We start from the raw sequence: 24,714 nt of genomic DNA on the forward strand, positions 1-24,714 counted from the left end.
GAACGCCCGGCCGGTGAACCGAAAATGAACTGAAATAGTCGCGAGCGCCACTCGGGTGCTTCACCGCCGCCAGCCGTGCGGTTATGCGGTTGAAAACGGGGGATGCGCAATATTCCATGATCATCGGAATCGACCTTGGTACGACCAACAGTGCGGCGGCGGTCTGGAAAGACGGCGCGGCGACGCTGATTCCCAACAGCCTCGGTCAGACGCTGACGCCGTCAGCCGTGAGCATCGACGACGACGGCGCCGTGCTTGTGGGGCTGGCGGCGCGTGACCGTCAGGCAAGCCACCCACAGGCGACCGCGACCGCCTTCAAGCGCTATATGGGCACGAAGCGCACGACCAGGCTCGGCGGGCGCGACTATAGCGCGGAGGAACTCTCGGCGCTCGTCCTGCGCAGCCTCAAGGAGGATGCCGAGGCATATCTGGGCGAGCCGGTCACCGAGGCTGTCATCACCGTGCCCGCTTATTTCAATGACCAGCAGCGCAAGGCGACTCACCGCGCCGGCGAGATCGCCGGGCTTCGCGTCGAGCGGCTGATCAACGAGCCAACCGCGGCTGCGCTCGCTTACGGCATTCATAATCTCGACAGCGAGGCGCGCTTCCTCGTCTTCGATCTTGGCGGCGGCACCTTTGACGTTTCGATTGTCGAGATTTTCGAAGGGATCATCGAAGTGCGGGCCTCGACCGGCGACAACAAGCTCGGCGGCGAGGATTTCAACGAGTTGCTCATCGGCCAGATGCGCGCGCGTTTCGCCGATGCGTGGAAAGAGTCCGAGCGCGACGACGCGCTCTATCAGAAGATCCGGGAACAAGCCGAACGCGCCCGCCGGGACATGACGACCGCACCTGCCACTACGATGAAGCTGATCTGGAAGGATCAGGCCTTTGAAATGGAGCTGCAGACCGCTGAATTCGAAACGCTGACCGCGCCGCTGATCGACCGGTTGCGGGAGCCGGTGTTGCGCGCGCTCCGCGACAGCAATTTGCGGCCCGTAGAGCTGTCCGACGTCATCCTGATCGGCGGCGCGACGCGCATGCCGGTCGTCAGACGCGCAGTTGCGCGCATGTTCGGACGTTTCCCGAATGCCACCGTTAACCCGGACGAAGCGGTCGCTCTCGGCGCCGCTGTTCAGGCCGGATTGAAGGCGCGCGATTCAGCGTTGCGCGAAGTCGTCGTCACCGATGTCTGTCCCTATTCGCTGGGTGTGGAGATCAGCCGCCCGCTGCCCGGAGGCGGATATGAGCAGGGCCTTTTCGCGCCGATCCTCGAGCGCAACACCGTGATTCCGGCGAGCCGCGAACATTATTTCGCGACACTCCAGGACAATCAGACGGAGGTTGTTTTCGGCATCTATCAGGGTGAGGCCCGGCTGGTACGCGATAATGTGAAGATCGGCGAGACCCGCGTGAAGGTGCCGCGAGGCCCCGCGGGTCAGGATCTGGCGGTGCGCTTCTCTTATGACATCAGCGGGTTGCTCGAGGTCGATATCCTGGTCGAGAAGTCAGGCCAGCGGACCCAGCTCGTGATCAACGATGATCGCGTCGGCGACGAGGCGACGATTGCCGCGCGGCGGGCGGCACTGGCCGAGTTGAAGACCCATCCACGCGACGATGAGCTCAACCGCGCGGCGATCGCCCGTGGTGAGAAATGCTACGAGAATTTCCTCGGCTATGACCGCGACATGATCGGCGGTCTCATCGCCCAGTTCGTCCAAGTCATCGACGGCCAGGACCCTCGCGCGGTGGAACACGCCCGCGCTCAATTCCACGAGGCGCTCGACCAGATCGAAGGCGAGCGCTTCCTCTAGTGCAACCGTGGAAGATCCTCGGAATTCCGGCCGACAGCGATCGCAGCGCGATCAGGCGCGCTTATGCCGCCAAGCTGCGCGTTACCAATCCTGAGGACGATGCCGACGGTTTCAAGCGTCTTCGGGCGGCCTATGAACAGGCGCTTTTGTGGTGTGACCGTCGCCTTGCCTGGGAGCGTGATGACGAAGACGAAGCCGATGTCGAGCTGGATGAGGAGAGCGGGGACTGCCGCGACGACATCGACCAGATGTCGGCCTCGCCCTATCCGCCGTTGCGGCTCCACGACCCCAAACTTCCCGGCGATCGGCCCATTGGCGACCCTGAGGTGGAGGCGATCCTCGCTGAACGCGAGGCTGAGCTCGAAACGCTGCGATCGGCCATGCGGGCGCTGGAGCAAGGCCTGCGCGGCGCGTGGCAGCCTGACATTGTCCATCTCGAAGCCGGCCTGCGAAGCGCCCTCGCGGCCGATATCCTGAACGAGATTGAAATCCGCGGCGAATTCGAGATCTGGCTCGCCGACCTCCTTGCCGAGACCATTCCCCGTAGCGACGCCCTGCTGGCGCAAGCTTTGCGCGCGATGGGCTGGCGCGACGATGGTCGCGGCGGAAATGCCTATTACTCCGTTGTGCGTCTGCGCGACCGTATCGAGGAGTTGCGCCTTATCGAGCGATTTGGCCGGCACGAAAGTCCCATGCACCGGCCATGGCGCTTGTTGACCGAACCTCCTGCACCGCCGCTGTTATGGCGTCTCCAGGCCGCGCGCCCCGGATTGGCGACCAAGGTGGGGACGCTTCTCGATGAGGTCGCAGCGAGCTCACCCGGCCTTTGCCTGTCGTTCAATGCCGCGTCGGTCGCCCGCTGGCGGGAATATCTGGAGAAGCCGCACCTCACGATAGGCCATTTGCTACTCGCTCCCCTGGCCTGGGCGGCGCTGTACTTCGTGATGCGACAGTTCTCCGGCCTGTCCGGGAGCGAACTGACCGGCATCGAGATTTTCGGCGGCGTGTTTGGGCTGGTCGCGCCCGCGATCGGTTTTCAGCTGACCAAAGACCCCGCCGCGAAAACGGGTTGGCGACGGGACGGATGGTTCATTCTGTATTGGGTGACCCTCCTGGTGACCCTGTTGCTCCCGATATCCTATTGGGCGGCAGCTGCAGTCCTCGCGCTCGGTTGGACCAGCGCTGCCTGGATGTCCGTCACCGGCAAACGCAGCAGCAGCCTTGTAGCTGCGCTGGGTTCCTCGGCTCTGGGTCTTACGGCATATGGACTGGCGGGATACGACGCGATCGGCCACATGGCGCCAGCGGGGGCTGCTATTGCCGGCATGCTGGCCGCCCTTGTTGGCGGCACCTTTATCGGACGCTCGGACCATATCACCCAGCTTCTGACGCACATCGCCGGAGCTCGGCCAATCGCAAAGGCGTGGGCCGCGCTTGCCGCCATCCTTATCCTTGTCGCGACCGTCGCATGGGCTCGACGGGTTTATTTCGGCGAAGATTATGGCGCTGTCTTTGTGGCGGCCGCCGTCGCGGTGGCCGCAATCCTGCCGCTGATCGCCGTCCTGGCCAACCGAAACATCTGGTGGAGCAAAGCGCTCCACCTCCTGCTCTTCGCGGGCTTCGCCTTTGCAGCCTCGCCCCTTTGGCCCGACGCGAATCCCACGGTGAAGGAGCGCCTGGCCCGGATGGAACAACGCCAGCCCGGCTTCGCCAAAATCCGCACTGGTAATCCGGCACTGTACGCGAAACTTCGTGAGATCGTTCAGCGGCGGCATGCTGGCATCCTGACGGACGCGAGCGAATCCGCGGCAATCGAGACCCTGATCAACGCCGAACTTCACACCAAACAGCTCAAATCCAGCACACCGCTGGTCGTCGAGAGCATCCGCATCGCGCTGGCTGAGACCGAGGCCTTGAGGAAGATCTCACCGCGTGCGTGCGTGCAGGCAAAGGGCGTGGAGCGCTCGAAATTGCTGCCCACCACGCTGGTGCAGCGCGATGAGGCGCATGACTTCGACATCCTCGCCGGTTCGGATATCGGACCGGCAGAGGCGGCCAAGGGGAAGGCCATCTCCGACGCAGCGATCGGTGCCGAGATGACCCGATCGATCGGTCTGTCAGCCGAGGCCCTGTCGGAAGCGATCGCCGGCAAGGCCGGGGAGGCAGCGCAGTGTGACGCCCGGATCGCGCTGTTTGCCGCCTTGTTGCGCCAGGACCCGGAAGACCTCGCCTTCACCATGCGCGAACAGCTCAAGCGTGATCAGCGCAAACCACCCAAGACGAAATAACCGCATAGAGCGTGCTGCGAATAGGTGGAATCCGGCTATTCGCAAACAAGCACGCGACCACAAAGAATCCAGAGCGGGTTGTGTTTCCATCGAAACACAGCCCGCTCTTGGACGCCGCAAGGCGACGTTTACGCGCCCTGCGGTGCCGGAGTGCCGAACGGCCCCTTGGGACGCCGTGTCTTGGGAATCGAGGTACCGCCGGCAGGAACCGATGGCCCCTTCAGGTCGCTGTCTATCCGGCCGATCTCCTCGCCCGCGATCAGCTTCTTGATCTCGTCGCCCGACAGGGTCTCATATTCGAGCAGCGCACCGGCCAGCAGATGGAGCTGGTCGAGATGCTTGCTGAGCAGATCCTTGGCACGATTGAGGCCGCCTTCGACGATCGCCTTGATCTCGTCGTCGATCAGCTGCGCGGTCTGGTTCGACATGCGCACCGGCCGGCTCGACGAATAACCCAGGAAGCTCTCGCCCTCGGGCTCGGCATATTCAAGTGGCCCGAGCTTGTCCGACATGCCCCAGCGCGTGACCATGTCGCGCGCAAGGCCAGTCGCGTACTGGATGTCGCTCGACGCGCCCGAAGAGACCTTGTCATAGCCGAAGATCACTTCCTCGGCCACGCGCCCGCCCATCGAGACCGCGAGGTTCGCGTACATCTTGTCGCGGTGATAGCTGTACGAATCGCGCTCGGGCAGCCGCATGACCATGCCGAGGGCACGACCGCGCGGGATGATCGTCGCCTTGTGAATCGGATCCGAAGCCGGCTCGTGGAGCGCAACGATGGCGTGGCCGGCCTCATGATAGGCAGTCATGCGCTTCTCGTCCTCGGTCATCACCATGGAACGCCGCTCGGCGCCCATCATGACCTTGTCCTTGGCCTCTTCGAACTCGGCCATGGCGACGAGTCGCTTGCCCTTGCGAGCCGCCGTCAGCGCGGCCTCGTTGACGAGATTGGCGAGATCGGCGCCCGAAAAGCCCGGCGTGCCGCGGGCGATGACTCGCGGATCGACGTCGGGCGCGAGCGGCACCTTCTTCATATGGACCTGGAGAATCTTGACCCGGCCTTCGATATCCGGGCGCGGCACCACGACCTGACGATCGAAGCGGCCCGGGCGCAACAGCGCGGGATCAAGCACATCCGGACGGTTGGTCGCGGCGATGATGATGATGCCTTCATTGGCCTCGAAGCCGTCCATCTCGACCAGCAGCTGGTTCAGCGTCTGCTCGCGCTCGTCATTGCCATTGCCGAGACCGGCGCCGCGATGGCGGCCGACGGCGTCGATTTCGTCGATGAAGACGATGCAAGGCGCTGACTTCTTGGCCTGTTCGAACATGTCGCGCACGCGGCTCGCGCCGACGCCGACGAACATCTCGACGAAATCCGAGCCCGAGATGGTGAAGAAGGGCACGCCCGCCTCACCCGCGATGGCGCGGGCGAGCAGGGTCTTGCCGGTACCGGGCGAGCCGACCAGCAATGCGCCCTTGGGGATCTTGCCGCCGAGACGAGCGAATTTGGTCGGGTCCTTCAGGAACTCGACGATCTCCTGCAATTCCTCGCGCGCCTCATCGATGCCGGCGACATCGTCGAAGGTCACCCTGCCCTCACGCTGAGTCAGCATCTTCGCCCGGCTCTTGCCGAAGCCCATCGCGCCCGATCCGGAACTTTTCTGCATCTGGCGCACAAAGAACAGGGCGACGCCGAGCATCAGCACGAAGGGAAGCGACTGAACGAGCAGGATTTGCCAGATCGGAGCGCCGTCCTCGGGCTTGGCGGTGATCACCACGCCGTTCTTGCGCAGCAACGGGGTGAGCTGCGGATCCTGCATCCCATAGGTGCGGAACTTGGTGCTGTCCTTGAAGGTGCCGGTGATCACCTCGCCGGCGACATTCACATCCCGCACGTTCCCGCCCTCGACCTTGTCGAGAAACGCCGAATAGGCGATCGTGCTGTTGGCCGCCGTCTGAGGCGCTCCGTTGAGAAACGTCACGAACAGCGCGCCGACGAGGAGGATGCCGAACCAGATCAGCAGGCTCTTCATCCAGGGATTGCCGCCCCCATTGTCGGGGCCCGGCTGCTTCTCATTGTCGTTCATGGGTATCGGATACCTTTCGCCACCAAGATAAGCGGTGCGCGGTTAATGGCAATGGAACAAACTGCAGTTTCGGCGATCAGTGTGATCGACGCGGCGGGGCCGGGCGAAAGTGCCAGATATCGCCTTTGGCAGAGGCCATGACCTCTGCCTGAGTCGCGGCCTTTCCTGCTTCGAGCGCCTCGAGCAGGGCTTCGACATTGGCGGCACGGGACCAGTTCCCATCACTACGCCCCTCCATCATGAGGACATGGCTGATCGCCATGCGTGCGAGATGCCTCCGAGTGGCGCGCGGCAGGCCCGAAATGTCGAGTTTCGCCTCATCGTCTGCCGACGGCAGCCCTCGCTCCTTCCACAGCCATTCGCTGATCGCGAATAGATCGGCATCGACCTCGGCCAGATAGGCAGCGGAACGCCCGATCTGCACCGGATCCAGCCACGGCGCCTCGGCGAGCAGGCGGCGAAACCGCGTTCGATCGAAGCGATCGTCGCTATTGCTCGGATCGTCCACAAACGGGACGGCGGTGTCTGTGGCCACTACGCGCAGCTCCTGGCGACGCCAGCCAAGCAATGGCCTGACAAGCGTGAGCTTTTGGTGATGGCCAGCAAGTTGCACGTCGATGTCGCGCCGGGCGCGCACTGCGGCGAGTCCCGGCAATCCCGAACCGCGCGCTGCGCGCATCAGAAAGGTCTCGGCCTGATCGTCAGCATGGTGGGCGGTTGCCAGCGAGTCGGCACCAGCATTTACCGCCCAGCATTGCAGAAGCGCATAGCGTTCCTGCCGCGCCCAGGACTGGATGTTGTCGCGCGCGGCGGGCGGCGTCGCAATGTTCAGGGTCTCATGCGCGACCCCCGCCGCCGCGCAATAGCCCGCCACCATGGCGGCCTCATCGGCAGATTCGGGTCGCAGACCGTGATCGACCGTTGCCGCGATCACCTGTTCGGGAAAGGCCCCGTGCGCGAGCGCAAGCATCGCCATGCTGTCCGGCCCGCCGGAGACGGCAAGCGCGATCCGCTCTTCCGCCCCGACCGGGCGGCCGAGCACAGCTTCGAAATCGCTTCGAAATCGCTCGACGGAAGCCGCGTCAGGTGCGCTTTCGCGCACGTGCCTAGCTGGATCCCGGCCTGCGCCGGGATGACCCTGATCCGGCGATCAGGGTCACTTGCACTGCGCCTCGGTGCGACCGCGCGCGACATCGGCCTTGATCGCCGCCGTCATATTCTCGGCATAGACCTGGTTGAGCACGCCATAGACTTCGCAGGCCTTGGCCGGCTTGTTGATCTTGATCAGCGTCTGCGCGAGATAATTGAGGCTGTCCGGCGCCCGATCACCATCGGGCATCTTGTGGAAATTGTCGTAGAAGGACTGCATTGCGTCCCGCACATTGCCCTCCTCGAGATAGGAGCGGCCAAGCAGGTTCTGCGCATAGCTGGCGCGCTTGTGCTTGGGGTAGGTCGCGACGACCTTCTGGAACACCGCCTCGGCCTCGGGGTAGAGCTTCGCCGCCCATAGCCGGTAGCCGTAGAGATAGGTATCCTCAGCCGGATCGTCCGTGACCGGCGGCTTCTCGACCGCCGCAACCTTTTTGGCGCGGTCCGGGTCCTTCGCCGGAGCGCCGGGTACCGGCGGCTTCGTGCCGGGCGCGGCAGGCTTGGTGACGGGCGGTTTGGTCGCCGGGGGCATTGCGACGCCGGCGGGCGACTCAATCGGACCCGAGCCGGTGCCGACTGAACCGGTGCCGACTGACGGGGCATTCTCCTCGAGCACCTTCAGCCGCGCCTCGGTCGTGCGCTTATAGGCGCTGAAGGCGTCTTCGAGCTGCTGGACGCGGTGCTGAGTCGTCTCGATCTGGCCGGTCATGGTGGTGATCTGCGATTCGAGCGCATTCACCCGCGCATCGAGATCGGCGACCGGGCTGCTCGAGGGGCTGCCCGGAATCGCCGTGTTCGTCGTTGGCGGATTGATGTCGGGCTGGACATATTGGCCGCTGCCGCCCGGGAAGACCTTGCGCTGGACGGCGCGCATCTCGCTCTCGAGCCGACTGACCCGGCCCTCGACCGCCGTCTGGGCGTGCGCTGCCTGGGAGGCGAGCCCGATCCCCGTCACCATCCCCGCCGCCATCATCGCCGTCATCAGATATTTACGCATGCATACACCCCCCCAAACGCGGTGACCGTTCGGGTATAGCTGACAGAATCATCCTGTCGCCAGCCTTAAGGAGCAGGCGTTGCGGATGGGCTCGGCGCGGCCGGCGACGGCACTACGACGGGCGGAGTCGTGCTGGCGGCGGGCGTGCTTTCGCTGCTTGGGCGCGCAACTGCCGGCCTGCGCGCCGTGCGCGGTGTTGAAGGGGCGCCCGTCGATGTTGCGCCCGGCGTTGCGCTCGGCGTCGGTTGCGGCGCACCGCTTGCCCGGGCAGCGAGCGCCGCCGCGCTGATCGGGATGTCCTTGATGGGACGGGCGCCGTCCCCCAGCGGCGGGATCGCGGTACCGTCCACCATCACCTGAAGCTTGTCCGGCCGGCCGACGTTGATCATCGGATTATTGGCGTCAGCCGGGACGTCGTAGCGATCGCCGGCCTTGAGCGTATTCTCGTAGAGCGTCTTGCCGGTCGCGTCATAGATCCGCATCCAGACTTCGTCTGTCGCCGTGATCGTGACAAGGCCTGCCGCGACCGGCGTGGGCGCAACTACAGGCGCGGCCTGCGGCACCTGCGCCACCTCGGTCGGCGCAGCGACCGGCGCGGTTCCGTCGCCGCGGAACCAGGGTGTGCCGTACCAGAGGCCGACCCCGATCAGCAGCAGCACTGCGCCGATGACACAGGCGATGACGATGCCGCTTGTCGGCGTGCGCGACGAATCGGTCTGTTCGAAAGATTCATATTCGACATGGCGGGTGGCCATATCGCTCTGGCCGCGGATATCGCGGCCAATCGCCACCTCGTCAGCGCCCACAGCCCTGGCATAGGCCTTTGCGAAGCCGATCGCATAGGTGATCGACGGCATCGACGCGAAGTTCGAAGCCTCAATCGCCTCGAGCTGGCGGACCGGAATTCGAGTGCGCGCGCCGATCTCGGCCAGCGAGAGGCCCTGCGCCTCGCGCGCCTCACGCAGCCGCTCGCCCACCGTCTTGGGAAACAGAGTCGCTTCTTCGCCGGGATCAGGGTCAGTCATTCTTCTCTCCGGCAGGAAGGTTGCGGCCCATTATAGCCCTGCTTCGTCGCGTGTCTCACAAAGCGCCGCGGCGGTGTCAACGCCTTGAACTGCCGTCCATCACGGTATCACGCCAGTTCGACGCCGCTTTGCGCCGCCCAGTCGAGCAGCGCGGCTCGCATGTTACGCGGCGGGGCAGCGAGCAGCGACTCCATATGCGCCATCAGCGCGGGCCGATCGACCGAGCGGACCATTGCCTTGATCGGCCCGACCGCAGCCGGGGTGATCGACAGCCGATCGATGCCGAGGCCGATCAGCGCCATCGCCTCCAGGGGCCGGCCACCCATCTCGCCGCACACGGCGAGCTGGACACCCGCGCCACGGGTCGGCGCGACGAGGCGGCGCAGAAAGCGCAGGATCGCGGGGCTCAGCCAGTCATAGCGCTCAGCGAGCTTGGGGTTGGCGCGGTCGGCGGCGAACAGGAACTGAGTGAGGTCATTGGTGCCGACCGACAGGAAATCGATATTCGGCAACAACAGATCGAGCTGCTCGGCCAGCGCCGGCACTTCGAGCATCGCGCCGTAGCGGATTTCGTTCGGCAATTTGCGGCCGCGGGCCCGCATCCAGTCGCGCTGGGTTTCGAAGAGGGCGCGGGCCTCGTCGAACTCCCAGGGCTCCGAGATCATCGGGAACATGACGTTGAGCGTGCGCCCGGCGGCCGCATCGAGCAGCGCGCGCGCCTGGACCTTCATCAGCCCGCCCCGCTCCAAAGCGAGCCGGAGCGCCCGCCAGCCCATCGCCGGATTCTCCTCGTCGCTGTCGTCCTTGTTGAGATAGGGCAAGGCCTTGTCGCCGCCGATATCGACGGTGCGGAAGATGACCGGGTGCTCGCCCGCGGCGTCGAGCACGTCCTTGTAGAGCCGCTGCTGGCGCTCGCGCGACGGGAGTGTCGACGAGATCAGGAACTGGAATTCGGTGCGGAACAGGCCGATGCCGTCTGCTCCCGCCACATCGAGCGCTGCGACATCGTCCCGGAGGCCGGCATTGACCATCACCGTCACCCGGTGGCCGTCCAGGGTGACCGGCGCCTCGCTCCTGAGCGCGGCAAAGGCGGCGCGGCGCTGCTGGCGAAGCTGCAGCTTGGTCTCGAACGCCTCCTCCATCGAGGAGGAGGGCCGCGCATAGACATTGGCGGCGGTGACATCGAGCAACAGCAGATCGCCCTCGCCGATCAGCCGGCGCACGCCCTTGACCCGGCCGAGCACCGGCACGCCCATGGCGCGAGCGACGATGGTGACGTGGGCAGTGAGCGAGCCTTCTTCGAGCACCACGCCCTTCAGCCGGCGCCGATCATATTCGAGCAGTTCGGCAGGGCCGAGGTTGCGCGCGATCAGGATGGTGTCCTGCCTGAGGCCAAGCTGGGCCGCAGTGCCCATCTGGCCCGAAACGATCCGGAGCAGGCGGTTCGACAGATCCTCGAGATCGTGCATCCGGTCAGCCAGCAGCGGATCGTCGATCTGGCGCATGCGGGTGCGGGTACGCTGCTGGACACGCTCGATCGCCGCCTCGGCGGTGAGGCCTGAATCGATCGCCTCGTTGATCCGCCGCGCCCAACCCTCGTCATAGGCGAACATCTTGTAGGTCTCGAGCACCTCTTCATGCTCGCCGCCGACGCCGAATTCGGCCTGGGCCGAGATGCGCTCGATCTGCTCGCGCATCTTGTCGAACGCCGCATAGACGCGGTGGCGCTCGGCCTCGACATCCTCGGCGACGGTATGTTCGATCGTGACGCGCGGCTGGTGGAAGACGGCATAGCCGCTCGCCATGCCGTCAACGAGCTTGAGCCCGGGGATGCGAATCGCAGCGGTCGATTGCGGCCGGGCGGCCGCCGCGCCGCTCGCATCGGCGAGATCGGCATTGGCGATGAGCTCGCTCAGCACCATGGCGACGGTCTGGAGCGCCTCGATCTCGACATCGTCATATTTGTGCGGATCGGCATGTTGCACGCACAGCACGCCGACTGAGCGCTCGCGCCGGATGATCGGCACGCCGGCGAAGCTGTGGAACTTCTCCTCACCCGTCTCCGGCTTGTAGGCGAAGTCGGGATGGCTCGCCGCCTCGTCGAGATTGAGCGTTTCGACTTCCTGGGCGATCGTCCCGACCAGCCCCTCGCCGAGCGCTAGCTTGGTGACATGGACCGCCTCCTGGGCAAGGCCGCGGGTCGCGTAGAGTTCGAGCACGCCATCGCGCAGCAGGTAGATCGAGCAGACTTCGCTCGACATCGCCTCGCCGACGATCTGGACCACGGAATTGAGCTTGGCCTGCGCGGCGGTGCGCGACGCCATCACGTCATGGAGACGGACGAGGATCTCGCGGGCAGAGGCGGCGGCGCTTGGCATAAGGGGGCGCTACCAGATTGTTTCGGGTGGAGCCATAATGCTGCGCAACAAGAAAAACCGTTGTCGGGTGAAGGTCGGGAGCTGGTTAGCGAGAGCAGTGCCTGATTTGAAGCGACCCATGGGCCACTGCGACCTTCTCCGTTCCCGCCGGGGAGATGTGCGACACCAGCACGGATCGTCAGCGCTCGTCGCCGACCCAGGCCCGAAAACATTCCAGAAGCGGTCGCAGTTGAAGAGGGCCGCCGGCACCACGAAAGACATTCCCCTCGGTCCAGCACGTCCACCATTCCGTCTCATGGTCGAAGTCGTGCTGTATGCGCGCAAGGCTTCGCCCGTCGCAATCGGTGCCGGACAGGTCGATCTTGATCGACCAGCCCGGGTTGTCAATCGTTCCGATCGACGGCCCAAAACCATGTTCCCAATCACCGTCGCACTGAGATTCGTACCATTGGGCGAGCCAGTCCAGTACATCCATGGCAACCCCGCCTTTCAAGAACCCTGCGCGCTAATCGAACAAGCCATCCTGCGTGCTCGCCGGTGGGTTTAGCCCAAGATGCTTCCAGCCGCCGGCGTTTAGGCACCGCCCCCGCGCGGTCCGGGCGATCAGGCCGAGTTGAATCAAATAGGGCTCGATCACTTCCTCCACTGTATCGCGCGGTTCGCTGAGCCCGGCGGCGAGCGTCTCCACCCCGACCGGCCCGCCGCGATAGACATCGGCAATCATCATCAGATAGCGCCGGTCCATCGCATCGAGCCCAAGCCCGTCGACCTCGAGCCGGTTGAGCGCCGCATCGGCAATCTTCGCGTCGACCGTCGCATTGCCCGCAACATTAGCGAAATCGCGAACCCGGCGAAGCAGCCGGCCGGCGATTCGTGGGGTGCCGCGGGACCGGCGCGCGATCTCATGCGCGCCATCGGGCGCGACATGGAGATCGAGCAGGGTCGCGGCGCGCGTCACCACCCGCTCCAGTTCATCGACTGTGTAGAAATGGAGCCGGACCGGGATGCCGAAACGGTCCCTGAGCGGCGTGGTCAGCAGGCCCTGGCGCGTGGTCGCCCCGACCAGGGTGAAGCGCGGCAGGTCGATCCGGACCGAGCGCGCCGAGGGTCCCTCGCCGATCATCAGATCGAGCGCGCGGTCCTCCATGGCCGGATAGAGGATCTCCTCGACCGCCGGCGCGAGGCGGTGGATCTCATCGATGAACAGCACATCGCCATCCTCGAGATTGGTGAGCAATGCGGCGAGATCGCCCGACTTGGCGATCACCGGGCCTGAGGTGGCGCGGAAGCCGACGCCCATTTCGCGCGCGATGATCTGAGCGAGCGTCGTCTTGCCGAGGCCTGGCGGGCCGAAGAACAGGACATGGTCGAGCGCTTCGCCGCGCGTCTTCGCCGCCGAGATGAAGACACGCAGATTCTCCCGCGCGGCCTTCTGCCCGACAAACTCGTCGAGGCTCTTCGGGCGCAGGGCCGCGTCGATATCCTCGGGCTTTCGCGCGGGCGTGATGAGGCGGTCGCTATCGGTCACTCCGTCGCGATAGCGCGCAGATGCTGGCGGGGGCAAGGCACGCGCTTTATGGGAGGCCGATGAGCGAGCTTCCCGACCTGTACCTCACCGCCGGAATGACGCCCTCGCAAATGGACGAGCTGGCAAAACGTTTCCGGATCCACCGCGACAACCCGCCCGTGACAACACGTGCGATGCTCAGCGGCGGATCGGTACTGGTCGATCAGGCAGTGCTCGATGCCTTCCCGGCGCTCGAGATCGTCGCGATCAATGGCGTCGGCTATGACCGGGTCGATCTCGACGCGGTCCGCGCGCGGGGCGTGCGAGTGACGACTACCCCTGATGTACTGACCGACGACGTCGCCGATCTCGCCATCGCGCTGATGCTAGCGGTCGACCGGCGCATTGCCTTCAACGATCGCACGGTGCGGGAGGGCGGCTGGAACGTGCCGCTTGGCCGCCGTTCAACGGGTCGGCGGGTTGGCATTTTCGGTTTCGGCCGGATTGGCCAGGCGATCGCGCGGCGAGCGGCGCCCTTTGCGCGGGAAGTGCTTTATACCGCGCGGCACGAACGAGCCGGGTCCGGGTATCGCTTCTTGCCCGATATCGGCGCGCTTGCCGAAGCCTGTGACACGCTGATCCTGATCGCCCCCGGTGGCGAAGCGACCCGACATATCGTCAATGCGGGCGTGCTGACGAAGCTTGGCGCGGGGGGCGTGCTGATCAATGTGGCGCGCGGCAGCCTTGTCGACGAGCCGGCACTGGTCGCGGCGCTCGCGGCCGGCACCATCGCGGGGGCGGGGCTCGACGTGTTCGAGGACGAGCCGAATGTGCCGGATGCGCTCAAGGCGATGGACCGGGTGGTGCTGCTACCGCATCAGGGCAGCGCGACGGCGGAATGCCGCGCGGCGATGGGCGCGCTCGTCCTCGCCAATCTCGACGCGCATTTCGCGGGCTTGCCTTTGGTGACGCCGCTGGCGTGATCGCCCGGGCTGGCCGCGCGGCGCACGTGTTTCTCCACTGTTATCCGCTGTTATTCGGCGACATTTTTTTCTCCGCTGTTATGTTGGATTTTTCTGGAAGGTTTCCGGTTTATTTTCAACGCTTTGCTTGTCATTCTGCTGTTATCGAATAACAGCGGTGATAGTTGGAAATAACAGCGGAGGAACAGCGCTGTTCTTCACCGGAACAGCGGTGGCAGGCCGCCATGACTGAGCCGAACATGGACCCGGTATTTTTCCGATCATGTCAAAGAGCAAGACGAGGCCTGGGGTGCACCTCGTCCAGTGCCGTGCTGCCACACCGCATGCCGGATTTGAATCGACGCGATCAACCGCGTCTCATTCGGCTCATGAATCATCCGACTCACTTCCCTCCCCGCGCCCGCCAGGCAGTCACTGCCTTTCCAAGCGCGCGAGCCAAGCTGAACGATAAATTGAGCACTGTATATTTTTTAATTGAACATTGATCATTTGCCACTATGGTGCCGCGCAAAGGGGTGCGGATCATGGGCTTCATCGTTACGCTGATGTTCTTTGTAGGGGGCGGACTGCTGCTGGGCGCGCGGTCACGCATTGGCCGGCTCGAGCATCGGCTGCTCCTGGTCGAGGGAGAACTGCGACTCTGGGTCGCCGCCGGGGGCGTGCCGCCGTCACGGCAGAAGGCGCCACATGCACAGGCGATGCGAACTGCACCAAAGGCGGAAGTGCGCCAGCCAGTCGCAGAACCGCACCGGGCTCCCGATCCGGAGCTCAAGCCCGAACCCGCTCCCGCACCTGAGATGGTGGTGATTGAATACCCGGCATCGCCCGCAGATGTCGGGCCACCGATCGAACCAGCGTCGCCCGCCGATGTCGAGCCACCGGTGGAAGAGCAGCAAGCCGAAGACGAGTCATCGGACGTGGCGTTGCCGGTCACAGAGGAGCAGCGGCCGCTTCCCGCCGCCCCGTCGAGCATCCGGGCGAGGCTGATTGCCCGCTCTGCGCTCGAAGAAGCGGCCCGCGCGGAAGCCGAGACCGAAGCGGATGAACCGGAACCGGTCTCAAAGGCGGGCGTAGTCTCAGCGCCTCCGGCGCCCCGGGCAACGATCAATTTCGAAGAGCTGTTCGGGCGCAAGCTGCCGATCTGGGCGGGCGGCATCACGCTCGCGATCGCAGGCGTACTGATCGTCAAATATGCCATCGACGCGGGCTTTTTCGGACGCATCTTCACGCCGGGCGTACAGGCCGTGTGCGGTATGGTGTTCGGCCTCGGCCTGATCGGCGGCGCGGAATGGGCGCATCTCCGGCGCGACAAGGTCGATGATCCCCGGGTCAGCCAGGCGCTGTCGGGCGCGGGTATCTCGACGCTTTATGCATCGCTGCTGGTCGCCGCGAACCTCTATCATCTGATCTCACCGCTGACGGCGTTCATCGGACTGGCGCTGGTGACCGCAACTGCCCTTTGGCTGTCGTTGCGCCATGGTGTGCCCAGCGCCCTGCTTGGGCTGGCGGGCGGCCTCGCCGCGCCGGCGCTGACCGTCGGGCTCGATGCGAACGTGCCGATGCTGGCGACCTATCTCGGCTTCACCATCGCCGGGCTGGTCGGGGTCAGCCGGATGCGGCGCTGGCCATGGCTGGCGGCGTTCGCCCTGCTTGGCGGCGCGGGCTGGAGCCTGTGGCTGATCCTCGCCGGCCAGGCACTGACCATGATGGGGGCGTTGTCGGTCGGCGGGTTCGTGCTGATGCTGGCCATTGCCGCGCCGCTGTTCGCCTTCCGCGATGCCGGGGCAACGCTGTTGCGCGCGGTTTCCGCCATCATTGGCGCGGCGCAGCTGGCCTTGCTGGTCGCAACCGGGGGTTATCAACCGCTCTATTGGGCCCTGTTCGCGCTGATCGCTTTTGCCGGACAAGTCCTGGCTTGGCGCGAGAAGGAATTCGCCATCGTGCCGACAATCGGCGCGGCGCTGTCGTTCCTGTTGCTCATGCTGTGGCCTCACCCGACAGGCGGCTGGCTCGCCACCTTCGCGCTGGTGCTGACGGCGATCCATGCGCTGCCGCTGCTGGTGCGGCTGTGGCACATGCCTTCCGTTAAGCAGCGCGCGGTGGAGCTGTGCGCGATCGCCGTCGCGGCTCCGATCGTTGCGCTGTGGCATTTCCATGCGCCCTGGGGCGAGACCGATGCGCTGACGGCACTGGCGGCCGCGGGTGGCGGCCTGCTGACGCTGGCGGGTGCGGTGAGTGGGTGGAAGGCAGACCGGCAAGACGACAGCCGCTTCGCTCTGCTGCTCGCCACCACGGGCGGCCTGCTCTCCGCTGCGGCCTGTTTCGCCATGCCGCATTGGCAGGCGCCGCTGTGGATCGGCGCGATTGCCAGCGCGCTGTTGCTCGTTTCGCGCCCGGCTGCGGACTGGCGGATCGAACCGCTGGCGGCCTTCTATGCCGCGCTTGCGCTGTTCATGCTCGTCTTGACCATGATCGCCCCATGGGGCGAAGCTACCGTTCTGATCGGCGTGCAGTCTGCGGGAATCGATAGCACCTCGCTGATGCGCTGGTCGGGTATGGCAGCGATGTTTGCCCTGTTCGCCTGGCGCGCGGAACAGGCAAGTTTGCGCCTTTCTGCATGGATGTTTGTCACAGGCCTGACCTATGGCGTGCTCGCCCAGCTGGTGCCGCAGTGGAGCCTGCCCCTGGCTATGGTCGGGGTGACCGCTGCGACTCTGATCGCCATGCAGAAGCGCGGCGAGGAGCCCGCCGCGGAAAGCCAGCTGCTACTCTTCGCCGGCGCCAGTGTGGCGCTACTGGGTGTCACCGGACCGCACCCGCTGGGCGAATGGTTGCGGCTGATCGACGCTGGCGATGCTCCCGCAAGTGCTCAGGCGCTGCTGCGCTGGGGCGTGGTTGCGTTGCTGGGTGTATTCTTCGCCTGGCGCTCGCGCCTGCCGGCGATGCGCCTGCTGTCACACTTCGCGGCGATTCCCCTCGCCTATGGCGCACTGGCGCAAGTCGTTCCGGGCTGGTCTTTGCCGCTGGCGATGGCCGCCGTCACGGCTGCAGGTTTGATTGCCATGCAGAAGCGGGGCGAAGTGCCCGGTGCCGAGGGCCTGCTGCTGCTGTTCGCCGCGGCAAGTGTCTGCCTGTTGCGCATCACCGGATCGAACCCGCTGGGCGAATGGTTGCGGCTGGCCGATATGGGCGATGCTCCCGTCAATATATTGGCGCTGCTGCGTTGGGGCGGGGTTGCGATGCTCGGCGCGTTCTTCGCCTGGCGCTCGCGCCTGCAATGGCTGCGCTCGCTGGCACAATTCGCCGCGATGCTGCTCGCCTATGGCGCGCTGGCGCAAATTGTGCCGGGCTGGACCCTGCCCATCGCCATGGCAGCTATTGCGGGTGCCGGTTTCCTCATTCTGCAACGGCAAGGCTCGGTATTGTCCGACCTGCAAGTGTTGATACTGGCGGCAGGCGGCCTCTTTCTGCTGGCGACGACCGGCGGTGATCCCATGGCCGAGTGGCAGCGCCTTGCCGGTCTCGGCGACGGGTCGCTCGACGGGGCCGCTCTTGGTCGCTGGGCCGCCGTCGCCGCGCTGGGTATACTCCTCGCCGTCCGGTCGCGTGAACGGGTGGTGCGCGAACTTGGCCAGGCCATGGCCGTGCTGCTTGGTTATGGCGCGCTGGCGCAGATCGTGCCGCTCGTCGCGTTGCCTTTGGTCGCCCCGGCCGCCTGCCTCTGCCTCGCCTGGTGGAGTCGCTCGCTAGAATGGCCGCGCCTCAGGACTGGCCTGGGGCTGCTGGCTGCCATCGCCGCAGCCTGGGCCTTCCTGCCGCTGCTGTGGTGGTGGATCGAGGCGGTCCGCTCGCTTGGCGGCATTCCGATGCTGCTCGAGGCGCCCCTACTTCAGCCCCTGTCAGTCGTGCGGCGGCTGTTCGTTCCGGCTCTGCTCCTGGGAGGCAGCCTGTGGCTGTTGCGCGAGAAGCTCGGGCGCGTGGTCTTGTTTCCGCTGGCCGGATTGGTCGGTTTGCTCGGCATCGTCGCGGTGCACAGCCTTTACCGCGCCGGCTTCTCCGAGGCGTTCGGCGGTGATTTCATAGCCACCGGACTTGGCCAGCGACTGCTGTGGTCCGCCTTGCTGGCTGGAACAGGCTATGCGCTGTGGAAGCGGGCAGGTGGCATGCTCGCCAGCCATGCAGCACCGGCGCTGGTGATGGCGGCGGGACTGCATGTCGCCTGGTACAGCCTGGTGCTGCACGACCCGCTTTGGACTGCTCAGGCGGTTGGGTCGCTGCCTTTGCTCAATCTGCTGTTCCCGCTGTTCGCCGCCTTGCCGCTCTGCCTGATGCTGATGGCGCGCATGTCGCCGAAATGGGCCGAGACAATCGACCGCGTGCTCCAGCCGCTGCTGATGATCATGGTCGCGATGCTGGCCTGGGCCAGCCTGCGCCAGCTGTTCCACGGCAGTTTGCTGACCGATCCTGGGGTTAGCCAGCCGGAGGACATTTTGCGCAGCATAATCGGCATCGTCCTTGCCATCGGCTATCTGCTGTGGGGCATTCACAAGAACCGCCACAACTGGCGCATCGCTTCGCTGATCCTGATGCTGGCGGCGGTCGCCAAGGTGTTCCTGTTGGACGCCAACGGGCTGGAGGGCCTTCTGCGCATCGCCAGCTTCGTGGCGCTGGGCTTCAGCCTGATCGGGATCGGCTGGCTTTACAGCCGCCAGCTTCGTCACAGCGAGGACTAGCCGTCGTGGAGCATGTAATGGGTGACGTGCGGCTCGAGCTCGATCAGGAAATCGCGGTCGAAGTCGTAATATTTAGCGACTTCATAATCGTCACCCGCGAAGCGCTTGATCGCCTCAATATCAGGCCAGAAGCTCAGCATCTGGAAATGGACGATATCGCCCTCGGGGCGGTGCAGGCACCAGGCGCCGAGATTGCCGGGGGTGGATTTATAGTCAGGGATGGCGACGGTGCGCATGTGCGCGAGATAGGTTTCCGCTTTCGCCGCCGGCACTGCACCATGCCACAGCCTCGCAATCATGTCGGCCTCCCGGTTTGCAGCTTCCACGAGCGCCGCTAGAATCGGTGCATCAAGACTGAACGGCAACACAAACATGGACGCACGCTAATGTCGCTTGGCGACAACCGTCAGATCCTCGCCGCATTCACCACAGATCCGTTCCGGCCAGGCCCTCTGTATCTGGAACAGCCGCATCCCGTCGAGCTTGCGGCGGGACAATAGCCGCATCGTCGATGCTTTGCCGCAGTTCGGGCACCGCGACAACCAGTAGAGGAGGTTGGCCGCCAGGATGATTGCACACGCAATCACGAATAGCTCGGGGGCCGCGACGGAGGCCCCCCGGTGGAACGTGAACAGAGCGAGCAGCGCCATTGCCGCTATCGATAGCAGCAGCGATTGAGCTACACCGAATTCATAAGGGCTGAACGCGGAGCGCGGATCATACCGGCCGCTCATTTCGCCGCTTTCCTCAGCGCGAGCCGCACGAGCGCATCGAGGCTCGCGCCACCGCCCAGTTCTTCTTCCGCCGCCGCCACAGCGCCGCTCGCCTCGGCGGGGCGGAAGCCGAGGTTTAGCAGGGCCGAAACCGCATCTCCGCTCGCGCCGCTTGCCGCGATCGGGGTAGCGCCCCCGATCGCAACGCCGCCGATCTTGTCCTTGAGTTCGCGCACGATGCGCTCGGCGAGCTTGGGACCGACGCCGTTGGCGCGGGCGACCATTGCCTTGTCCTGGGCGGCGATGGCGCGGCTGAGATCGGCTGGATCGAGCGCGGACAGGATGGCGAGCGCGACACGGGCGCCGACGCCCTGCACGCCGGTGAGCAGGCGGAACCAGTCGCGCTCACCTGCGGTCGCGAAGCCGACCAGGCGAATAAAGTCCTCGGCGACGAGCATTTCCGTGTGGAGCATCACCGCCTCGCCGACCGGGCCGATCGCGGCGAGCGTCTTCGTCGACGCGCCGACCAGATAGCCGACGCCGCCGACATCGATCACCGCATGGTCGATGCCGGTTGCGTCGAGGCGGCCTTTGAGATGGGCGATCATGGCAACGGACTAGGGGATGCGCCTCGCCGACGCCAGATGGTGCGCATGGCAGATCGCCACCGCGAGCGCGTCCGCCGCGTCCGGGCCGTCGATCTTCACGCCGGGCAGCAGCCGCGCGACCATCGCATGGACCTGCGCCTTCTCAGCACCGCCGGTGCCGACCACTGCCTTCTTCACCAGCCGCGCGGCATATTCGCCAACTTCGATGCCGCTGCGCGCGACGGCGCACAGCGCCACGCCGCGGGCCTGGCCGAGCTTCAGCGTCGATTGCGGGTTGGCGTTGACGAACACCTCCTCGACCGCGGCGCTTTCCGGCACGTGATCTGCGACCAGCGCGACCAGCATGGCGTCGAGATGGGCGAGGCGGCGGGGCAGCGGCGCGGCGCTGTCAGTCTTGAGGCGGCCATTGGCGAGGTGCGACAGGCGATTGCCCTCGGCGCGGATCAGGCCCCAGCCGGTGGTGCCGAGTCCGGGATCGAGGCCGAGGATGATCATGAAAAAAGCCCCTCCCCTTCAGGGGWGGGGTTGGGGGTGGGGGACACAAGCGCCTGTCCGAGTGAATCCCCCACCCCAACCCCTCCCCTGAAGGGGAGGGGCTTGAAGAAATTCAACCCAGCTTCTCCATCACGGCGTCGGAGACTTCGTAATTGCCCCAGACCGTCTGGACGTCGTCATCCTCGTCGAGCGTGTCGATCAGCTTGAAGAGCAGGCCGGCATCGTCCTCGCCGACATCGACCATCGTCTGCGGCTTCCAGGCGAGCTTGGCGCCTTCGGGTTCGCCGAGCACCGGGGTGATCGCCTTCACCACCTCATGGAGCGATTCGTTCGAGGTCCAGATCTCATGACCCTCGTCGCTCGATTCGACATCCTCGGCGCCCGCCTCGAGCGCTGCCTCGAAGACCTTCTCGGCATCGCCGGCGCTGGCGGGGTAGGAGATCAACCCCATGCGGTCGAAACCATGGCTCACCGAGCCGCTCGCGCCGAGATTGCCGCCATTTTTGGAGACAGCGGTGCGGACATTGGTCGCGGTGCGGTTGCGATTGTCGGTCAGCGCCTCGATGATCAGCGAGACGCCACCGGGGCCGAAGCCCTCATAGCGGATTTCCTCGTAATTCTCGGCATCGCCGCGGGCTGCCTTGTCGATCGCGCGCTGGATATTGTCCTTCGGCATCGACTGCGCCTTGGCGGCGTTGACCGCCGCGCGCAGCCGCGGATTCATGTCCGGATCGGGCGTGCCCATCTTCGCCGCGACGGTGATTTCGCGGCTCAGCTTGGAGAAGGCGGCGGACCGTTTCTTGTCCTGCGCACCCTTGCGGTACATGATGTTCTTGTATTTGGAATGGCCTGCCATCGGGTCTCTCTATCTCTCAATCCGGGCCGAGCTTGTCGCGGCTCGCTCTTTTCTCTGACCCCGGGGTAGAAGAAAGAGCGGCACTTCGACAAGTTCGGCGACGAACGGACAGGCTGATCAATCCAGCCCGAGCGCCGCCTTATAGGTGTCGAGCAGCATCTCGGCTTCGTCGCGGTGGTGCTTTTCCATCCGGCGCAGGCGGACGATCGCACGCATCGTCTTGGTGTCATAGCCGTTGGATTTCGACTCGGCATAGACGTCCTTGATGTCGTCAGCGATGCCCTTTTTTTCTTCCTCGAGCCGCTCGATCCGCTCGATGAAGAGTCGAAGCTGGTCGGCGGCGATCACGTCGCTCATGGATATTCCTCGGTTGAATCGGTGAAGGTGGCGGCCTTAGCCGCGCCCGTCACGCGCGTCCATTCTTCGCGACGCTTTCCGCCATCCGGGCGAGTTGCTCGGGCGTCGCCTCGGCCTGATGCTCCGCTTTCCACTGCGCATAGGGCATGCCGTAGATCGCCTCGCGCGCGGTCTCCCTATCAAGTGTGCCGTCACTCGCCTCCTGCACCCAATCGGACAGGCAGTTGCGGCAGAAGCCAGCCAAGCCCATCAGATCGACATTCTGTGCATCGCTGCGGTGGCGCAGATGCTCGACCAGCCGACGGAAGGCGGCGGCCGCAACTTTGTCGTCCAGTTGTTCGATCTTCACCATTTAGCCTCCAAACCTTGATCAGTCCGAGATAGGAGCTAGAGGCAGTGGCGCACAAGCCGAGGAAAACGTTGTCATGACCAAGGCCATTCATCCGCGTTCGCGCCAGGTTCGCGTGCTTGCCACGCTTGGGCCGGTGAGCAGTACTGCGGAGATGATCGGCCGCCTGTTCGAGGCGGGCGCCGACGCGTTTCGCGTCAATATGAGCCATGGCGACCAGCAATCCAAGGTCGCGGTGATTGAGGCGATTCGCAGCCTCGAGAAAAAATATGGCCGGCCGACGACGATCCTTGCCGATCTGCAGGGCCCGAAATTGCGCGTCGGCAAGTTCGAGGGCGGCAAGACCGAGCTCGTCACCGGATCGATCTTCACGCTCGACCGCGACAAGACGCCGGGCGATGCGCGGCGGGTCGAGCTGCCGCACCGCGAGATCTTCGAGGCGATCAGGCCGGGCGCGCGGCTGTTGCTCGACGACGGCAAGCTCGTGCTGCGCGTCGAGAGCCATGACGAGACCAGCATCGTTACGACTGTGGTGGTCGGCGGTGCGCTGTCGAACAACAAGGGGCTGAACGTTCCCGATGTCGTGCTGCCGATGGCGGCGCTGACCGAGAAGGATCGCAGCGACCTTGCCTTTGCGATCGACCAGGGTGTTGACTGGATCGCGCTGAGCTTCGTCCAGCGGCCCGAGGATTTGGCCGAAGCGCGCAAGCTGATCGGCGGCAAGGCAGCGTTGCTCGCCAAGATCGAGAAGCCCTCAGCCATCGAGCGACTGGAAGAGATTGTCGAGCAGTGCGACGGGGTGATGGTCGCGCGTGGCGATCTCGGCGTGGAGTTGCCGCCCGAATCGGTGCCGCCGCTGCAGAAGCGCATCGTCGAGACCGCACGGCGGCTTGGCCGTCCGGTGATCGTGGCGACTCAGATGCTCGAGTCGATGATCACCGCGCCGACGCCGACCCGGGCTGAAGTCTCCGACGTCGCGACGGCTGTCTATGACGGCGCCGATGCGATCATGCTTTCCGCCGAGAGCGCGGCCGGCGCCTGGCCGGTCGAATCAGTCGCGATGATGAACTCGATCGCCAATGCGGTCGAACGCGACCCGATGCACGGCGACCGCATCCATTTCACCGTCACCCGCCCCGATCCGACCACCGCCGACGCGCTGGCGGAGGCAGCGAAGAACATCGCCGCGACCGTGTCGGCATCGGCGATCATCTGTTTCACCTCCTCTGGCTCGACGGCGCGCCGGGTTGCGCGCGAGCGGCCCTCGGTGCCGCTACTGGTGCTGACGCCGAAGCTTGCGACAGCGCGGCGGCTCGGGTTGCTTTGGGGCACGCATGCCGTTCACACCCGCGATGTCGAATCGTTCGAAGACATGGTCGCCAAGGCCAAGCGCATGGCGCTGCGCCACAATATCGCCAAGGCCGGCGACCGCGTGATCCTGATCGCGGGCGTGCCGTTCGGGACGCCGGGATCGACCAATGTGCTGCATGTTGTGCGGGTGCTGGGCGACGAGTTGAAGGGCTATGGGGGCTAGCCATGCTCCGACTGCGGGCAGATCCGCCGGCTAGGCGAGAAGCCCCAGTTCGACCAGCTGAGCGCGAAGCGTGGCGGCGTCGGTAAACAGCAACGCCTTCATCCCTACCGCCTCGGCACCGGCGACGTTATCCGTGCGGTCATCGACGAACACGGCCTCCTCCGGGGCAAGCCCGAAACGTTGCAGCGCAAGCGTATAGATCGCCGCGTCGGGCTTGGTGAGTTTCTCGTCGCCCGACACGACAATGTCGCGGAACCGGTCGAAGATCGCCGCTTCACGATCGCGGAAGGGCGGCCAGAATTCACCGGAGAAATTGGTGATCGCATAGAGCGGGACGCCCGCTGCATCGAGCTCTTCGATCAGCGCGGCCATGCCCGGCAGCATATGCGGGATCTGCTCGTGGAAGCGCGGCCCCCAGAGGCCGATATGTTCGGCGAACTCGGGATGCTCAGCGCTCAACTCGGCCGAAGTCTCCGCGAACGGACGGCCGGCGTCATGCTGGAAATGCCATTCCTTGGTCACGACATCGCGCAGGAACGCATCGAGCGCCCGATCGTCCTCGATCAGGCGCTCGTAGAGGAACCTTGGGTCCCAGTCATAAAGAACGTTGCCGACGTCGAAGACGACGGCAATCGGCCGCGTCACTTAGCCCTGGCGGGCCTTGAAGCGGCGATTCGTCTTGTTGATGACATAGGTGCGGCCGCGGCGGCGAATCACGCGGTTGTCGCGGTGGCGCCCTTTGAGCGACTTGAGTGAATTGCGGATCTTCATGAGAGCGCTTCTTTGATTCTCGGGTGTCGGAAAAGAGGCGCTCGCATATGGGCCGAGGGGCTCCAAG

The 24,714-nt window shown here is 65.2% G+C and carries 21 protein-coding genes; 5 read left to right on the forward strand and 16 right to left on the reverse strand.

The genetic code is table 11. The annotated features are described in order from the left end of the window. The first annotated feature begins 116 nt into the window (after positions 1 to 116). The gene (locus tag AC1DVS_RS00680; protein WP_478019349.1) at positions 117 to 1,814 is read left to right on the forward strand and encodes an Hsp70 family protein; all 1,698 of its coding nucleotides are present in this window, start codon (positions 117 to 119) and stop codon (positions 1,812 to 1,814) included. Continuing rightward, positions 1,814 to 4,102 carry a J domain-containing protein gene (locus AC1DVS_RS00685; RefSeq protein WP_478019351.1) on the forward strand — a complete coding sequence of 763 codons (2,289 nt, stop codon included), beginning with the start codon at positions 1,814 to 1,816 and terminating at the stop codon, positions 4,100 to 4,102. Before AC1DVS_RS00680 ends, AC1DVS_RS00685 begins: the two co-directional genes overlap by 1 nt. Before the next feature lie 128 nt (positions 4,103 to 4,230). Here AC1DVS_RS00685 and ftsH read toward each other — a convergent pair whose 3' ends face one another. From ftsH to ruvB, 7 genes are all read right to left on the reverse strand, one after another. Then, a complete protein-coding gene (ftsH, locus tag AC1DVS_RS00690; protein ID WP_478019352.1) occupies positions 4,231 to 6,192 on the reverse strand; it encodes an ATP-dependent zinc metalloprotease FtsH in 1,962 nt (653 codons plus the stop codon). Positions 6,193 to 6,268: 76 nt separating this feature from the next. Beyond that, positions 6,269 to 7,294: a tRNA lysidine(34) synthetase TilS gene (gene tilS / locus AC1DVS_RS00695; protein WP_478019354.1), complete on the reverse strand. Its 1,026-nt coding sequence runs from the start codon at positions 7,292 to 7,294 to the stop codon at positions 6,269 to 6,271. A gap of 54 nt (positions 7,295 to 7,348) precedes the next feature. Beyond that, positions 7,349 to 8,338, reverse strand: a complete 990-nt coding sequence (locus AC1DVS_RS00700) for a tetratricopeptide repeat protein (protein ID WP_478019355.1) — start codon at positions 8,336 to 8,338, stop codon at positions 7,349 to 7,351. Positions 8,339 to 8,403: 65 nt separating this feature from the next. Then, a complete protein-coding gene (locus tag AC1DVS_RS00705) occupies positions 8,404 to 9,363 on the reverse strand; it encodes a helix-turn-helix domain-containing protein (RefSeq protein ID WP_478019356.1) in 960 nt (319 codons plus the stop codon). 107 nt (positions 9,364 to 9,470) lie between these two features. Further along, a complete protein-coding gene (gene ptsP, locus AC1DVS_RS00710; RefSeq protein ID WP_478019358.1) occupies positions 9,471 to 11,741 on the reverse strand; it encodes a phosphoenolpyruvate--protein phosphotransferase in 2,271 nt (756 codons plus the stop codon). 178 nt (positions 11,742 to 11,919) lie between these two features. Then, positions 11,920 to 12,216 (reverse strand): immunity 53 family protein, encoded by a 297-nt coding sequence (locus AC1DVS_RS00715; protein WP_478019359.1) that lies wholly within the window; start codon positions 12,214 to 12,216, stop codon positions 11,920 to 11,922. Between the two features lie 30 nt (positions 12,217 to 12,246). Further along, positions 12,247 to 13,269, reverse strand: a complete 1,023-nt coding sequence (gene ruvB / locus AC1DVS_RS00720; RefSeq protein WP_478019360.1) for a Holliday junction branch migration DNA helicase RuvB — start codon at positions 13,267 to 13,269, stop codon at positions 12,247 to 12,249. Positions 13,270 to 13,328: 59 nt separating this feature from the next. Here ruvB and AC1DVS_RS00725 point away from each other — a divergent pair, with 59 nt between their 5' ends. Next, the gene (locus AC1DVS_RS00725; RefSeq protein WP_478019362.1) at positions 13,329 to 14,231 is read left to right on the forward strand and encodes a 2-hydroxyacid dehydrogenase; all 903 of its coding nucleotides are present in this window, start codon (positions 13,329 to 13,331) and stop codon (positions 14,229 to 14,231) included. A gap of 524 nt (positions 14,232 to 14,755) precedes the next feature. Next, positions 14,756 to 18,964 carry a DUF2339 domain-containing protein gene (locus tag AC1DVS_RS00730; RefSeq protein ID WP_478019364.1) on the forward strand — a complete coding sequence of 1,403 codons (4,209 nt, stop codon included), beginning with the start codon at positions 14,756 to 14,758 and terminating at the stop codon, positions 18,962 to 18,964. Here AC1DVS_RS00730 and AC1DVS_RS00735 read toward each other — a convergent pair. The 7 genes from AC1DVS_RS00735 to AC1DVS_RS00765 all read right to left on the reverse strand — a co-directional run bounded on the left by AC1DVS_RS00735 (position 18,961) and on the right by AC1DVS_RS00765 (position 22,345). Beyond that, positions 18,961 to 19,263, reverse strand: a complete 303-nt coding sequence (locus AC1DVS_RS00735) for an antibiotic biosynthesis monooxygenase family protein (protein WP_478019366.1) — start codon at positions 19,261 to 19,263, stop codon at positions 18,961 to 18,963. The two genes, AC1DVS_RS00730 and AC1DVS_RS00735, sit on opposite strands and share 4 nt — an antisense overlap. Before the next feature lie 84 nt (positions 19,264 to 19,347). Next, positions 19,348 to 19,698: a hypothetical protein gene (locus AC1DVS_RS00740; protein ID WP_478019368.1), complete on the reverse strand. Its 351-nt coding sequence runs from the start codon at positions 19,696 to 19,698 to the stop codon at positions 19,348 to 19,350. Next, positions 19,695 to 20,285: a Holliday junction branch migration protein RuvA gene (gene ruvA / locus AC1DVS_RS00745; protein ID WP_478019370.1), complete on the reverse strand. Its 591-nt coding sequence runs from the start codon at positions 20,283 to 20,285 to the stop codon at positions 19,695 to 19,697. The genes AC1DVS_RS00740 and ruvA overlap by 4 nt, the downstream gene beginning before the upstream one ends. A gap of 9 nt (positions 20,286 to 20,294) precedes the next feature. Then, positions 20,295 to 20,780 (reverse strand): crossover junction endodeoxyribonuclease RuvC, encoded by a 486-nt coding sequence (gene ruvC, locus AC1DVS_RS00750; protein ID WP_478019372.1) that lies wholly within the window; start codon positions 20,778 to 20,780, stop codon positions 20,295 to 20,297. Positions 20,781 to 20,892: 112 nt separating this feature from the next. Continuing rightward, entirely contained in the window at positions 20,893 to 21,636 is a 744-nt protein-coding gene (locus AC1DVS_RS00755) for a YebC/PmpR family DNA-binding transcriptional regulator (RefSeq protein WP_478019374.1), read from the reverse strand. 117 nt (positions 21,637 to 21,753) lie between these two features. Further along, complete coding sequence (locus AC1DVS_RS00760) at positions 21,754 to 21,993, reverse strand: DUF2312 domain-containing protein (protein ID WP_478019376.1); 240 nt, start codon at positions 21,991 to 21,993, stop codon at positions 21,754 to 21,756. Positions 21,994 to 22,042: 49 nt separating this feature from the next. Then, the gene (locus AC1DVS_RS00765) at positions 22,043 to 22,345 is read right to left on the reverse strand and encodes a DUF1244 domain-containing protein (protein ID WP_478019377.1); all 303 of its coding nucleotides are present in this window, start codon (positions 22,343 to 22,345) and stop codon (positions 22,043 to 22,045) included. A gap of 73 nt (positions 22,346 to 22,418) precedes the next feature. On the opposite strand from AC1DVS_RS00765, the gene pyk reads away from it, so the two are divergent. Next, positions 22,419 to 23,876 carry a pyruvate kinase gene (pyk, locus tag AC1DVS_RS00770; RefSeq protein ID WP_478019379.1) on the forward strand — a complete coding sequence of 486 codons (1,458 nt, stop codon included), beginning with the start codon at positions 22,419 to 22,421 and terminating at the stop codon, positions 23,874 to 23,876. 30 nt (positions 23,877 to 23,906) lie between these two features. Here pyk and AC1DVS_RS00775 read toward each other — a convergent pair whose 3' ends face one another. Continuing rightward, positions 23,907 to 24,521, reverse strand: coding sequence for an HAD family hydrolase (locus AC1DVS_RS00775; protein ID WP_478019381.1), 615 nt, complete (start codon positions 24,519 to 24,521; stop codon positions 23,907 to 23,909). Continuing rightward, positions 24,522 to 24,647, reverse strand: coding sequence for a type B 50S ribosomal protein L36 (gene ykgO, locus AC1DVS_RS00780; protein WP_004210176.1), 126 nt, complete (start codon positions 24,645 to 24,647; stop codon positions 24,522 to 24,524). Between the last annotated feature and the right edge of the window lie 67 nt (positions 24,648 to 24,714).

The organism is Sphingomonas sp. P3_C5 (genome assembly GCF_056402635.1).